Source organism: Luteibacter sp. TLI7-4A (genome assembly GCF_056754745.1).
Genome location: NZ_JBPGWO010000001.1, coordinates 16,012 through 29,862 on the forward strand (window position 1 = coordinate 16,012; position 13,851 = coordinate 29,862).

The following is a 13,851-nucleotide window of genomic DNA, read 5'->3' on the forward strand; positions in this document are numbered from 1 at the left end:
CACGGTCTGAGGGCCAGGCCTTACGCTGCGTTTAGCGGATCGCCGCTAAGCTGTTCGACTTTCTCCACGAGGCCAAAGGGACCCTCGCACGCGTGCAATACCCCGGCAAGGCGCCACCGCCCTTCATCGAACCCCACCGTCTGGAGCCGGAGGACGCCGCGCGCCCGCGTGGGCTGCAGCCGATCGATGCCGCGACGCTGTCGGCGCTGCACGCCATCGGCAGGCGGCCGCCCCCACGCGACCGCCTGCGGCGTGTGCTGGCGATGGTCGTGGCACTCGTCCTGCACGTCTTCATCGTGATGGTGGTGCGCTACGAGATGCAGCCGAGACTGCCCGCCGGTTTCTTGCCGCCGGTCGATCGTGACGACGTGCTCGAAGTGCGCTTCATCGAACCGGCTCGCCCCGCGCCACCGGTGGCCGACGTGCCGCCTCCGCCACCGGTCGCCGAACCTCCGCCGAAGGTTCGCTCGCCCGAGGCGACGCGACCCGAACCACCCCGGCGCAAGGAGCCCGTGCCCGAACAGCCGCCCGCGGAAAGCACGCCCGCGCCGCCGGCCGCCCCGTCGCCCGCACCCGCTCTTTTCGGTGCCGACGGCTCCATCGTCATGCCGAAACAGCAGGGCACCACGACGCAGGCGGATTTCGTGGCGCGCAAGCCGACCGACGACACCACGATCATGTCGCACAAGACCACGGTGACCTACAAGGAAACCCGTTTCGAAAAGGACTGGGCGCCGCGCGATGAGAACGTGCTCAACAAGGGCCTGCGCCGGGCCATCGAATCCACCACGGTGAAGAAGACGATCGATCTCGGCCACGGCACGCGGATCAAGTGCGCCACCGTGTTCTTCGTGCTCCCGGTGGGCTGTGGCGGCGAAGATCCATCGAAGGCATCCAAGAAGGATGGCGACGTGCGCCTCAACATGGCGCCGGCCAATCCCGCCGTGAAAGACCTCCCCGACCAGCCCGCGCCGCCGACGGAAGCCGAATGCATCGCCGCGTTCCGCGCCGACAAGCCCCTGCCGCAGGGTTGCGCCACGGACATCCCGATCAAGGCGATGGACCAGGAGAACGCCGAGCGCGAACGCCGCTTCGGCAGGTGAGCCGCGCGAAGGTGGCGATTGTGCCTTTGTAACGCAGCATGGACACTAGCGGTCCATGCCGAAGCATTTCCTGCCGGACAGCGATCGCCAGGTCGCCGCGAACTCCTTGCCCGTCTCGCCCCGCGAGGCGGCCATGAACGCGCTCGTCTACCGGCGCCGCCTGCGTCAAAAGCCGCGCGACCGGCTTCTTCGCATCGCTGGCTGGGTCGGTACGATCCTCGTCCACCTGATGTTCCTGTTCGGCATGATCCTCGGTCCGGCCTACGAACTCTTGCCACCACCACCGGAACCGGAAGACACCAACGCCTTGCAGGTGCGGCTGATCGACAAGCCGCCACCGCCGCTGCCTCCCGTGCGTGGCACGCCTTCGAAGGCCCCGGTGGTGAAGACGCGCTGGTCCACCTCGCGATCCAAGGCCAGCCGGGCGTCGAGCGGTTCACACGCCGCGTCGGTCGCTTCGACGAAAAAGGCGCTTCCCGCCATCGCCGTGCCGGTGGCGCCTCCGCCGCCGCAGGCAAGGCCCGACGTGAAACTCAGCGCGCCGCCGCCGAGCGTGGCGGCGACGATCGAACGGCCGCTGACCCAGCCGAAGGCGCCGCCGGCGCAGCCCGAACTCCAGAAGGTACCCGTGCCCGCGCAGGCGCCACCGGATCTCGCCGTCGATACGCCCAAGCCGCAGGTCGTCCCGCCACGTTTCCAGCCGGAGCCGGTACGCAAGGCCCAGGCCGAAGGCCTGGCACCGATGCCACCGCCGGCGTCGCTGGCCATTCCCGAGACGCCCGCCGCGCAGATGGCGGTCACGCCGACACCGCCCACCCTCACGTCGGAGCACACCGCCCCCGTGCCGACCACGGCGGTGACGCTCGCCACGGTGGCACGGCCGGAGGTGGAGGAGTCGTCCGCTCCGCCGACGCCGCAGGACACGCCACTTCCCGACGTTTCCCCGGAACCGTCCGCGCCGAAGCCCGATCTCACGCTCGATGCCCGGCCCGTACCGCCGAAGGTGGCGGTCGAGACGGTCCGCGCGCCCGCCGTGGAGGCCACCGCCGAACTGGACGCCGTCCCGTTGCCGGACGCCACGGTGAAGCCGACCGTTTCCGCACCGGTCGCCAGCACCGACAAGCCGGCCGTGCAGGCACCGGCGGTCGCGCCGGCGGACCTGCAACGGCCAGTGGCGGGCGTGGACACCGCGCCGGCGCCTCCGGGGCAGGCGCCCGGCGATAGCGCAGCGGGCGAGTCCACCGCCAAGACACAGGCTGAAGAAGGAAAGGCGGCCAGCGAACGGACTGCCACGAAGGGAGACAACGCGCCCGCACAAGCTTTCGTTCCCGGCCAGACCACGGCCGGCGAATCTGGCTCGAACACGCCGGGTGCCACCGCTGACAGCGGCAAGCCCGGTGCCGCGCGGGGCATGGACGAGGGCACGCGGCTCACCGGCGCCAACGGCATGTCCCAGCGCGACGATGGTGTCGTCGGCGGACAAGGTGACAAGACCGGCCAGGTCGGTGCGTACGTGGAACTCAAGCCCCGTGGAAAGCTCGAGCCCCAGTCCGGCGCCCGCGTGCACATCGATTACAAGGCGACGCGCTTCGAGGGGGCGTGGACGCCCAAGGGCGAATCCTCGGTCGACACGGCGATTCGGCAGGGCGTCGAGGCGGCGACGGTGCGCCCGACGATCTCGTTGCCGCGCGGCATCCGGATCAATTGCGTCGCCGGTCCTGGCAACGCGGGCGGCACGATGAAGGCACTGTCGTTGTTTACCCTGGGCTGCGGTGGCGACCCGCCGCCGAAACCGGCCAATCCCGACGAACTGGTGAAGAACCAGACCATGGCGCCGGCGAAGCCGCTGGCCGAGAACCTGCCCCCCGCCAATAGCGCCACCGTGGCCGCGGCTCCGGTGGCATTGGACAACACCGCGCTCTGCACCACCGCGCGTATCACGGGGGGACCGTTGCCGCCGGGGTGCGAGCCTTCCATCAAGATCAACGTGCCCGCCCCGTCACCCAGCTCCGGTTCGTGGGTCCCCGCCGCCGATCAGTTCAAGTAGGCAGGTTCCGGATTTCCGTGCCCGCGACCATGTCGTGGATCGCGCGCCGACGGCGATCGAAGAAGGTGGGAAGCAGCAGGATGGCCCAGCCCGCGAGCGGCGCCAGAAGGGCCGCCTTCAGCGGGACCAGCGGGTAGATCGTCAGCAGCGCCAATGGCAAGGCGGCCACCACGAGGCGCACCAGACCACGCTTTCCGTTCACGGGTTGGCCTTGGTTGTCCGTCACGCGAATCCGCCACGGGCGCATGCCGAGCGTCTGCCCGCCACGCATCCACGATGCGAGGAAGTAGGCGCCGACGACGAGGCCCTGCAAGGGCTGGTACCACCATGCCAGCAGGTGGCCCGTGTCATCGACGAGGTGCCCACCCGTCGCGAACTGGGCCAGGAGGCCAACCACCATCACGATGGCCACGACGGCGAGCGCGTCGTAGACGATGGCGGTGAAACGGCGCCATGCGGGCGCTATCGATGCATCGGTCATGGTGTCCCCGGGCTGTCAGGCGTCTATTGTCGCAACAAAGGGCAAATTCGGAAGGGTTCACGCGGGCTTAACGCCGCGGAGTCGTAACGTTCACATCGGACAGGGGAGTCCACCAGCGTTTCTATCGCGATAGGGAGTATTGCCATGAGCCTCAAGCTTCAGTCGTCGTTTTCCGAACTCGACGCCCACCTTCGCCACTTCGATGGCGATGGACAGGTCAGTCCCACCGAATTCCAGTGGCTACGCGATGGAGCCGACCGGCACCTGGCGGGTATCGTCACTGTCGATGCGGGCGTCTTCCAGGGCCAGGCCGATGGCTTGGTCGAGGCGATGCAGAAACTCGCCCTGGCGGCACGCAAGTCGAAGTTGACGGACGCCGATCGCGCGCTGCTGAAAGAAGCCGTCGAGCACCAGCTCGGCTATGTGATCGCGGGATACCAGTCCAGTCTCCAGAGGCTTTAGCCCGGCGAGCCGGCCGTGAGACCATGCGGGCATCTCTTGCCGATGTGCCCGCATGTCCCTCGTCGATAGCCCCGCTTCCGCCGAACTCGCCGCCGATGACGCGCGCCTGATCGAGCGCTTCATCGAACGCGTGTGGGCGGAAGACGGTCTGGCCGATCGCACGTTGGACGCCTATCGGCGCGACCTTCGACAACTGGCGCGATGGCTCGGTACGCGGGGTCGCTCACTGGCGAGCGCGGGGCGCGAGGACCTGTCCGCGTACCACGGCAGCCAACCGGTTTCCGTGCGCAGCATGGCCCGGCGCCAGTCGGCGTTCCGCCGTTTCTACGCACAGCTCGCACGCGACGAAGGCAAGCGCGAGGATCCGACGCTGCTGATGCAACGTCCGCGGATGCCGCGCAGCCTGCCCAAGGCCCTCGCGGAGCGGGAGATCGAGGCGCTGATCGTCGCTCCCGACCTCGCCACGCCCCTTGGCTTGCGTGACCGCGCGATGCTCGAATTGATGTACTCCTCGGGCTTGCGCGTATCGGAACTGGTGGACTTGCCGTTGTCGGGCCTGAACCCGCGCCAGGGTGTGCTTCGCGTCACCGGCAAGGGTGGCAAGGACCGTCTCGTCCCCGTGGGCGAAGAGGCGCTGGCCCACGTGGAAACCTATCTGCGCGAGGCCCGGCCGATGCTGGCGAAGGGTCACGGGCAACCGGCGGCGTTGTTCCTTTCCCGGCGGGGCGACGCGATGAGCCGGCAGATGTTCTGGACGCTGGTGAAGCGTTACGCCATGCAGGTGGGCATACCGGCGAAGCGGGTCTCGCCGCACGTGCTGCGCCATTCGTTCGCCACGCATCTGCTGAACCACGGCGCCGACCTGCGTGCCTTGCAGATGCTGCTGGGTCACAGCGCGCTCAGCACCACGCAGATATACACCCTGGTGGCGAAGGAAGGTCTGAAGCGGCTTCACGCCCAACACCACCCGCGCGGCTGAGCCGTGCCACAATCGGGGGAACCGAATGCGCGGAACGTGTTCCAAGGCGTTCCCGCGTTTCCCCCGGTCACCGATGGAGTCGTAACCGATGTTGAAGAAAATCCTGCCGGCGCTCCTGGCCGGCGCATTCGCCATGACGGCTTGCGCGGCCGATGACGAAAAGGCCGCCCGCGACGCGGTCGAAGCCCTCGGCCCGGGTATCAAGGTCGACAGCATCGCCCCGGCGCCGATGCCGGGCTTCTACCAGGTGATCGCCTCTGGCCGCATGGTCTACGTGACCGCCGACGGCCGCTACATGATCAACGGCAACCTCGTCGACCTGAAGGCCAAGACCGATCTCAGCGCGGCCAGCTGGGCGGCCCTGCGCAAGGCCGAACTGGCCAAGCTGCCGGCTTCGCAGCGGCTGGTGTACGCGCCGGCGAACCCGAAGCACACGGTCACGGTGTTCACGGACGTGGATTGCGGTTTCTGTCGCCAGCTTCACGCCCATATCGATGAATTCAACAAGCAGGGCATCGCTGTCGAGTACGTGTTCTGGCCGCGGGAAGGCGTCAAGACCACCGCCGGCAACGACACGCCCTCGTATACCAAGGCGGTGTCGGTGTGGTGCAGCGCCGATCGCAAGAACGCCTTCAACGAGGCGATGAAGGGCGCCACGCCGAAGGCGGCCAGCTGCGCCAATCCGGTGAAGGACGAGTTCGAACTCGGCGAGCGCCTGGGTGTGAACGGCACCCCCACCATCGTCACCGAGAACGGCGACGTGGTCGGCGGCTACGTCACCCCGTCCCAGTTGCTGCAGGCGCTCAGCGCCCCGCCGGGCAGCGCCGGGCGCCGCGGGGGCTGACCCCGGTGCCCCGGCCCCGGGGCACCCCCAATGTTGCCGCGCAACATCATGTAGAATAGGCGTTTTCCTGCTGCGCCTATTCCCCCCGCATGATCGCACTCGACGGGCAGAGCGCCCTCTCGCCTTTTCGCCTCGAACGACTGAACGCCCACCTGGATGCCCTGCATCACGGGACGCGGGTGCAGGCCGCCTGGTTCACGTACTTCGTCGATGCCGACGTGCCGCCGGAAGGCGAGGCGCGCTCGCGCCTGCTCGCGGTCCTGGAGGCGAAGAACACCACGCCCGACGACGCCACCTTCTGGGTGGTGCCTCGGCTGGGCACGATTTCGCCCTGGTCCAGCAAGGCCACCGATATCCTCCACGGCGCGGGATTCGACGTGCGCCGCGTGGAGCGCGGCACCGCCTGGCGGGTCAGCGGCATGCCCGAGGCCGGCACGCCGGCCTATGCCGCCGTGATGGCCGCGTTCTGCGATCCGATGGTGCAATCGCCGCTGGACCAGCTGAGCCAGGCCTCGGGCCTGTTCCTCGCCGGCGAGCCGGGCCCGCTCGGTCGCGTGGAACTGGGCGGCGACGCCCGTGCCGCGCTGTCCGCCGCCAACAAGGAGCTGGGCCTGGCGCTCGCGGACGACGAGATCGACTACCTCGCGGAACGCTACGCCGAGATGGGCCGCGCGCCCACCGACGCCGAGTTGATGATGTTCGCCCAGGCGAATTCGGAACACTGCCGGCACAAGGTGTTCAACGCCACCTGGACGCTGGACGGCGCGACGCAGGAATCGTCGCTGTTCGGCATGATCAAGAACACGCACCAGAAGTCCCCGGCGCATACGTTGTCCGCGTACCACGACAACGCCGCCGTGATCGAAGGCTACGAGGGCCATCGCCTGTTCGTCAGCCCGGAGGACGGCGTGTTCCGTACCGTGGCCGAGGCCGCCCCGTACGCCATCAAGGTCGAGACGCATAACCATCCCACGGCCATCGCGCCGTGGCCGGGCGCCGCCACCGGTGCCGGTGGCGAGATCCGCGACGAGGGCGCGACCGGCCGCGGTGGCAAGCCGAAGGCCGGCCTCACCGGCTTCTCGGTGTCGCACCTGCGTATTCCGGGGCTGCCACGTCCGTGGGAAAAGGAACGTCCGCTGCCGCCGCGCATGGCCTCGGCGTTCGAGATCATGCGTGACGGCCCGCTCGGCGCCGCCGCGTTCAACAACGAATTCGGCCGGCCCGCCCTCGGCGGTTATTTCCGTACCTTCGAGCAGGAAACCGGCGAGAAGGGCGTGCGTCGCGGATACGACAAGCCGATCATGATCGCCGGTGGCCTCGCCGCGATCCGTCCCGACCACGTGCAGAAGCGCAAGGTGCGTCCGGGCGACAAGGTGATCGTGCTCGGCGGTCCGGCCATGCTCATCGGCCTCGGTGGCGGCGCCGCATCGTCGGTGGCATCCGGAACCTCCAGCGCCGAACTCGATTTCGCTTCCGTGCAGCGCGACAACGCCGAGATGGAACGCCGTTGCCAGCAGGTGATCGACGCCTGCTGGGCGCGCGGCGAGCGCAACCCCATCGTGAGCATCCATGACGTGGGCGCGGGTGGCGTGTCCAACGCCATCCCGGAAATCCTCAACGATGCCGGCGTCGGCGGTGTCATCGACCTGTCGAAGCTGCCTTGCGACGATCCCACGCTGTCGCCGATGCAGGTGTGGAGCAACGAGTCGCAGGAACGTTACGTGCTCGCCATCGGCGCCGAGGACATCGAACTGTTCGAGGCCTTCTGCGCCCGCGAACGCTGCCCGTTCGCCGTCGTCGGCGAAGCGACGGAAGAACCGCGCCTCATCGTGCGCGACACGCGCCGCGACATCGACGTGATCGACCTGCGCATGGATGTCCTGTTCGGCAAGCCGCCGCGCATGCACCGCGACGCGGTACGCGTGAAGCCGCGCGTCGACCTCGTCGCCGACCTTACCGGCATCGGCATGGACGAGGCGCTGATGCGCGTCCTGCGGCTGCCGGCCGTGGGCAGCAAGAGTTTCCTGATCACCATCGGCGACCGCACCGTGGGTGGCCTGAACGCACGCGACCCGATGGTCGGCCCGTGGCAGGTGCCGGTCGCCGACGTCGCGGTGACCATGACCGACTTCGAAGGCTATACCGGCGAAGCCATGGCCATGGCCGAGCGCGCGCCCGTGGCGTTGCTCTCCAGTGCCGATGCCGCGCGCATGGCCGTGGGCGAGGCGATCACCAATCTCGCCGCCGCCTCGATCAAGCTCGACGAGGTGCGCCTGTCCGCGAACTGGATGGCCGCCGTGAACCATCCGGGCGAGGATGCCGCCTTGTTCGACGCCGTGAAGGCCGTCGGCATGGAATTGTGCCCGTCGCTCGACATCGCCATTCCGGTGGGCAAGGATTCCCTCTCCATGCAGACCGTGTGGACGGATGAGAACGGCAAGGCACAGAAAACCGTCTCGCCCGTCTCGCTGGTGATCACCGGCTTCGCCCGCGTCGACGACGTGCGGCGCACGCTCACGCCGCAGCTGAAGCTCGATCGCGGCGACACCGACCTCTGGTTGATCGACCTCGGCGCGGGCCGCGACCGCCTCGGTGGTTCGGCCCTCACCCAGGTGTTCAATCGCGGTGGCGGCGTACCACCCGACCTGGACGATCCCAAGCGTCTGCGCGCGATGTTCGAGCTGATACAGGAAGCCAACCAGGCCGGCCTGCTGCTGGCTTACCACGACCGCTCGGATGGTGGTGCCATCGTGACGTTGCTCGAAATGGCCTTCGCCGGCCATTGCGGCCTCGAACTGCGACTCGACGGCTGGGCCGATGCCACGTTGCGCGCCCTGTTCAACGAGGAGCTCGGTGCCGTGGTGCAGGTAGCCGTCGCCAACCGCGAGGCCTTCGAACAGTTGCTGGTCAAGCACAACCTCGCCGGCATGACCCACAACGTGGGCCGGCCCAAGGACAAGCTCGGCATCAAGCTGCACCTCAACGGCGAGCCGGCGTTCAAGTGGAACTGGACCGAGCTCTTCCGTGCCTGGAACGAAACCAGCCACGCCATGCAGCGCCTGCGCGACAACCCGCACAGTGCGGACCAGGAAAGCGAGTGGCGGCTCGACGATGCCGATCCGGGCATCACGCCGAAGCTGACGTTCGATCCCGCCGACGACATCGCCGCGCCGTACATCGTGACCGGCGTGCGCCCGCGCGTGGCGATCCTGCGCGAGCAGGGCGTCAATGGCCAGGTGGAAATGGCGGCGGCGTTCAGTCGCGCCGGTTTCGACGCCGTGGACGTGCATATGACCGACCTCGCCAATGGCCGTCACCATCTCAAGGACTTCATCGGCCTCGCCGCCTGCGGCGGATTCTCCTACGGCGACGTGCTGGGCGCCGGCCGTGGCTGGGCCACCTCGATCCTCTACAACGATGCGCTGCGCGAACAGTTCGCCCGCTTCTTCGAAGACGGCTCCCGGTTCGCCCTCGGCGTCTGCAACGGCTGCCAGATGATGTCCGGCCTCAAGGACATCATCCCCGACGCGAAGCACTGGCCGCAGTTCCTGCGCAACCAGTCGGAGCAGTACGAGGCGCGCGTCGCCACGCTGGAGATCCTCGACTCGGGCAGCATCTTCTTCCGTGGCATGGCCGGGTCGCGCCTTCCCGTCGCGGTGGCGCACGGCGAAGGCCGTGTGCACTTCCCCAATGTGTGCAGCCCGTCCAAGAGCCATGCCGCCGCGCGCTTCGTCGACAACCGCGGCAAGCCGACCGAAAGCTATCCGCTCAATCCGAATGGCTCGCCGGGCGGCCTGGCCGCGTTCACCGCCGGCGACGGCCGCATCACCATCATGATGCCGCACCCCGAGCGCGTATTCCGCAGCGCCCAGCTCAGCTGGCATCCGGAGCAGTGGGGCGAGGATTCACCGTGGATGCGGATGTTCCGCAATGCCCGGGTATGGGTGGGCTGAGGACGGGGATCGACCGGTGAACAGTCCCCGCCTCACCAGCATCGTCATCGTCCTGGCCGATAGCGGCCCGTTCACGCGCGAGTGCGTCGAGCACGCGCTCGCCAGCGACGTGCCGGTCGAGGTCATCGTCGTCGACAACGGCTCCACCGACGGCGTGCCTGAATCACTCGATCGTGCCTACGCCGGCGACGATCGCGTGCGGGTGATCTACAACCGGACCAACCTCGGTTTCGGGCCGGCCGTGAATCGCGGTGCCGCGCAGGCACGTGGCGACCACCTGCTCGTGCTCAACCCGGATTGCCTCGTCGAGCCGGATACGATCGCCCGCATGGCGGCGCATGTCGACGTCCACACGGGCATCGTCGGCGCGGTCGTATGCGATAGCGAAGGCCGGCCCGATCCGGCCTCGCGGCGGCGCGATCCCCTGCTGCGCCGGTCGCTCGCCACGAAGCTGGGCCGCGGAGGCGACACGGGCATCGATATCGCGGGGCCGATCCCGGACGGGGCCGAAGAGGTCGAGATCGTTTCGGGAGCGATCATCCTCATCCCGCGCGAGGTCTTCGAGCGTCTCCATGGATTCGACGAGGCCTTCTTCCTGCACTGCGAGGACATGGACCTCTGTCGCCGCGCCCGCGATGCCGGTTACAAGGTGCTGCTCGCCGGCGACGTTCGCGTGTTGCACGGCAAGGGCGGTTCCAGCCGGCACCGGCCCGTCTTCGTCAGCCGGCACAAGCATCGCAGCATGTACCTGTGGTTCCGCCGCCACGACCCCGCCGCGCGCAACCCACTGGTGCGCGCCGTCGTATGGCTGGGCATTCGTGCCCATTTCCTCCTGAAGATTCCCGGCCAGCTCCTGCGGAAGCGCCGATGAGTGGGACGGCGCGTGGCGGTGGTCTCGCCACCCTCGGCCTGCTTGCGGTCACGGCGATCTGGGGTTCCACCTTCGTCCTGATCAAGGACGTGGTCGGCCGGATGTCCGTGGTCGATTTCCTCGCGGTGCGATTCGTCATCGCCGCGGTGACGATGTTGCTGCTTTTCGCGGTGCCACTGAGACGGCTCGACCGCAAACAGCGCCTGCGTGGCTTCGGCCTCGGCCTGCTCTATGGCGTCGCGCAATGGTTGCAGACCGAAGGACTGGCACGCACCTCGCCCAGCGTGAGTGGCTTCGTCACCGGCATGTACGTGGTGATCACGCCGATCCTCGCCTTGCTGCTGTTCCGCCAGCGCATGCCATGGAGCACCTGGCTCGCCGTGGCGCTTGCGACCGTGGGCCTGGGAGTGCTGGCGTTGAACGGCTTCGAGGTGGATACGGGCGTATTGCTCACGCTGGCCTCGGCGGCGCTGTACGCCTTGCACATCGTCGGGCTGGGCCACTGGTCGAAGCCGGGCGATGCGTTCGGCATGTCCGCGATCCAGATGGCCGGTATCGCCACCGTCTGCCTGGCGATCACCTTGCCGCATGGCGGACCGGCCATGCCACCGGACGCCAAGGCGTGGATCGCCGTGCTCTACATGGCCCTGGTCGCCGGCGCGCTGGCGATGCTCGTGCAGACCTGGGCCCAGGCACACATGCCGGCGACGAGGGCCGCGATCGTGATGACGACCGAGCCGGTGTTCGCTGCCGGCTTCGCGGTGCTGTTGGGGGTCGACGCGCTCACCGTGCGCATGCTCGGCGGTGGTGGGCTCGTGCTGGCGGCGATGTACATGGTGGAGCTCGCGCCGCGCTTCCGCCGGAAGAAGCCGGCGGAAGCGTTGCATCACGAAGTGTGAGCAGGCTGCGGGGTCACTTCGTGGCCTTGTCCACCGAGAACTTGTAGATCATCAGGTTCCGGTAGGTCTGGCCCGGCTCCAGCCGCGCCGAGCCGAACTCCGGGCGGTTCGGCGTGTCGGGGTAGAGCTGGGGCTCCAGCGCGAACGCATCGCCCTGGCGATAGACGCCGCCGGACTTGCCCGAGGTGGTCGCGTCGAGGAAGTTGCCCGAGTAGAACTGCAGGCCCGGTTGCGCCGACCACAGGGAAAGCACGCGTCCACTCTTCGGATCGCTGACCCGCGCCACTTCGCGCGGTTGCGCGGCCTCTTTGCGCGAAACCACCCAGTTGTGGTCGTACCCGCGGCCGAACACCAGCTGTTGTTCCTTCGCGTCGCGGATGTCGCGGCCGATCGGCTTGGCCTTGCGGAAATCGAAGTCGCTGCCGGCCACGTTGCGTATTTCGCCCGTGGGAATGGCGGTTGCGTCGGTCGGCAGGTAGGCGTCGGCGGCGATCATCAGCTTCTGGTCCATCACGCTCCCCGAACCTTCACCGGCGAGGTTCCAGTAGGCATGGTTGGTGACGTTGACGATGGTCGGCGCGTCGGTCGTCGCCGTGTACTCGATGGTGAGTTCGTTCTTGTCGTCGATCGAGTACGTCGCGGTGGTGGTGAGCTTGCCGGGATAGCCCTGGTCGCCGTCGGGGCTGACATAGGTGAGGGTGACGCTGGGTCGGGCGCCGGACTCCACCTTGTCGACGGTCCAGACGACCTTGTCGAAGCCGAGCTTGCCGCCATGCAGCGAGTTCGGGCCATCGTTGACCGGCACCGTGTACTGCTTGCCATCCAGGGTGAAGCGCCCCTTGGCGATGCGATTGGCATAGCGGCCCACGGTATCGCCGAAGTACTGCGGCTTGGCGAAGGTTCCCTTGATGTCCGGGTAACCGAGCACGATGTCGCCGGGCTTGCCGTTGCGGTCGGGCACTTCCAGGGCGTAGAGCGCGGCGCCCAGCGAGAGGATCTTCGCCGTCATGCCGTGGCCGTTGGTGAGTGTGACCAGCGTCACGTCCGTGCCGTCCGGCGTGCTGCCGAACGATGCCTTCGTTGCTTCGCCGGCCGTCGCGGCGGTGGTGGTGGCCAGCAGGATCGCGGTGGCCAGGCTCGTTACGAACTTCATCGCAAGTCCACTCCCTTCGGTAAAGTCAGGCGACCAAACCACATTTGTCCGACAAATGACAAGCTGCGCCGCGTCATCGCCTCGCCGGTGGGTGCGGCTACGATGTGCGCCGGGTAGCACATCGGGAAGGGCCCATGGCATTGAAGGCGGCAAGCGCGCGGAACCTGCACGCGCAGGTGATCGAGGATATCGGCAGCTCGATCGTGGGCGGCGTGCTTCGACCTGGAGACGCCTTGCCCGGCGAGTCGCAACTGGCCGGGCAGATGGAGGTCAGCCGTACGGTGCTACGGGAGGCACTGAAGGTGCTGGGGTCCAAGGGGCTGATCGAGACGCGCCAGAAGACCGGCATGCGCGTGCGCGACCCGCGTCATTGGAACCACCTCGATGCCGACGTCCTCGCCTGGCGTTGCGCGGCCATGCCGACCGATGACTTCGTCGAGAAACTGGTGGAAATGCGCGGGATCATCGAGCCAGCGGCGGCGATGGCGGCGGCGCGACGGCGCGACCCGGCGCAACTGGAGACGATCGCCGAGGCCCTCGAAGCCATGGACGGGGCGGAAGACCTGGATGCCTGGGCCGAGGCCGACCTGCGCTTCCACGAGGCGGTGCTCGCGGCGACGAACAACGAGTTGTTGAGCTCGCTGTTCGCCGTGATCGAAACCGCCCTGGCCACGTTCTTCGTGATGTCCGCGCGTAACGCGAAGAACTTCAAATACTCGCTGCCACAGCACCGGGCGGTGTACGAAGCCATCCGCCGCCGCCGTCCGAACGAGGCCGCGGCGGCCATGCACTCGATGATCGCGGATTCGCGGGCGAACATGCGCAAGCGTCGCCGCGGGTAGCGGGAACCTCAGCAGCAGCGGCCGCCCGTGCCGCGGTACCTCGCTTCCTGCCGCTCCCGGAAGAACTCGCCGTAGCTGGGCACGGCGCGCTCCGGGTGGTGCTCGCGCAGGTGTTTCACGTACACGTCGTAGTCGGGCACGCCGCAGCAGAGGCGGGCGGTCTGGACCGCCCACTTCCACAGCGAGCGAGGTGCCGTTCGTGCATCGGGGTTCATGG

At 68.1% G+C, this 13,851-nt stretch carries 12 protein-coding genes; 9 read left to right on the plus strand and 3 right to left on the minus strand.

Annotation, left to right across the window (positions count from 1 at the left end):
• Positions 1 to 92 precede the first annotated feature (92 nt).
• Both ACR9Y6_RS00070 and ACR9Y6_RS00075 read left to right on the plus strand, forming a co-directional pair.
• Positions 93 to 1,103, plus strand: a complete 1,011-nt coding sequence (locus tag ACR9Y6_RS00070) for a hypothetical protein (protein WP_481279467.1) — start codon at positions 93 to 95, stop codon at positions 1,101 to 1,103.
• A gap of 55 nt (positions 1,104 to 1,158) precedes the next feature.
• Positions 1,159 to 3,150 (plus strand): hypothetical protein, encoded by a 1,992-nt coding sequence (locus ACR9Y6_RS00075; RefSeq protein ID WP_481279468.1) that lies wholly within the window; start codon positions 1,159 to 1,161, stop codon positions 3,148 to 3,150.
• On the opposite strand, the gene ACR9Y6_RS00080 is transcribed toward ACR9Y6_RS00075, so the two are convergent.
• Positions 3,143 to 3,631 (minus strand): RDD family protein, encoded by a 489-nt coding sequence (locus ACR9Y6_RS00080; protein ID WP_481279469.1) that lies wholly within the window; start codon positions 3,629 to 3,631, stop codon positions 3,143 to 3,145. The two genes, ACR9Y6_RS00075 and ACR9Y6_RS00080, sit on opposite strands and share 8 nt — an antisense overlap.
• A 144-nt stretch (positions 3,632 to 3,775) precedes the next feature.
• Here ACR9Y6_RS00080 and ACR9Y6_RS00085 point away from each other — a divergent pair, with 144 nt between their 5' ends.
• The 6 genes from ACR9Y6_RS00085 (at position 3,776) to ACR9Y6_RS00110 (ending at position 11,639) form a co-directional block, all read left to right on the plus strand.
• On the plus strand, positions 3,776 to 4,093 hold the full coding sequence (locus ACR9Y6_RS00085) for a hypothetical protein (protein ID WP_481279470.1): 318 nt from the start codon (positions 3,776 to 3,778) through the stop codon (positions 4,091 to 4,093).
• A gap of 52 nt (positions 4,094 to 4,145) precedes the next feature.
• Positions 4,146 to 5,072 (plus strand): site-specific tyrosine recombinase XerD, encoded by a 927-nt coding sequence (xerD, locus tag ACR9Y6_RS00090; RefSeq protein ID WP_481279471.1) that lies wholly within the window; start codon positions 4,146 to 4,148, stop codon positions 5,070 to 5,072.
• An 88-nt stretch (positions 5,073 to 5,160) separates the two neighbouring features.
• Positions 5,161 to 5,916, plus strand: a complete 756-nt coding sequence (locus ACR9Y6_RS00095) for a DsbC family protein (RefSeq protein WP_481279472.1) — start codon at positions 5,161 to 5,163, stop codon at positions 5,914 to 5,916.
• Positions 5,917 to 6,005: 89 nt separating this feature from the next.
• On the plus strand, positions 6,006 to 9,869 hold the full coding sequence (gene purL, locus ACR9Y6_RS00100; protein WP_481279473.1) for a phosphoribosylformylglycinamidine synthase: 3,864 nt from the start codon (positions 6,006 to 6,008) through the stop codon (positions 9,867 to 9,869).
• Positions 9,870 to 9,885: 16 nt separating this feature from the next.
• A complete protein-coding gene (locus tag ACR9Y6_RS00105; protein ID WP_481279474.1) occupies positions 9,886 to 10,740 on the plus strand; it encodes a glycosyltransferase family 2 protein in 855 nt (284 codons plus the stop codon).
• Positions 10,737 to 11,639, plus strand: coding sequence for a DMT family transporter (locus ACR9Y6_RS00110; RefSeq protein ID WP_481279475.1), 903 nt, complete (start codon positions 10,737 to 10,739; stop codon positions 11,637 to 11,639). The genes ACR9Y6_RS00105 and ACR9Y6_RS00110 overlap by 4 nt, the downstream gene beginning before the upstream one ends.
• A gap of 13 nt (positions 11,640 to 11,652) precedes the next feature.
• On the opposite strand, the gene ACR9Y6_RS00115 is transcribed toward ACR9Y6_RS00110, so the two are convergent.
• Positions 11,653 to 12,792 carry an aldose epimerase family protein gene (locus ACR9Y6_RS00115; protein ID WP_481279476.1) on the minus strand — a complete coding sequence of 380 codons (1,140 nt, stop codon included), beginning with the start codon at positions 12,790 to 12,792 and terminating at the stop codon, positions 11,653 to 11,655.
• Between the two features lie 134 nt (positions 12,793 to 12,926).
• Between ACR9Y6_RS00115 and ACR9Y6_RS00120 the strand changes: the two genes are divergently transcribed.
• Positions 12,927 to 13,634, plus strand: a complete 708-nt coding sequence (locus ACR9Y6_RS00120) for a FadR/GntR family transcriptional regulator (RefSeq protein WP_481279477.1) — start codon at positions 12,927 to 12,929, stop codon at positions 13,632 to 13,634.
• 8 nt (positions 13,635 to 13,642) lie between these two features.
• Here ACR9Y6_RS00120 and ACR9Y6_RS00125 read toward each other — a convergent pair whose 3' ends face one another.
• The gene (locus ACR9Y6_RS00125) at positions 13,643 to 13,849 is read right to left on the minus strand and encodes a YbdD/YjiX family protein (protein WP_481279478.1); all 207 of its coding nucleotides are present in this window, start codon (positions 13,847 to 13,849) and stop codon (positions 13,643 to 13,645) included.
• Positions 13,850 to 13,851 lie beyond the last annotated feature (2 nt).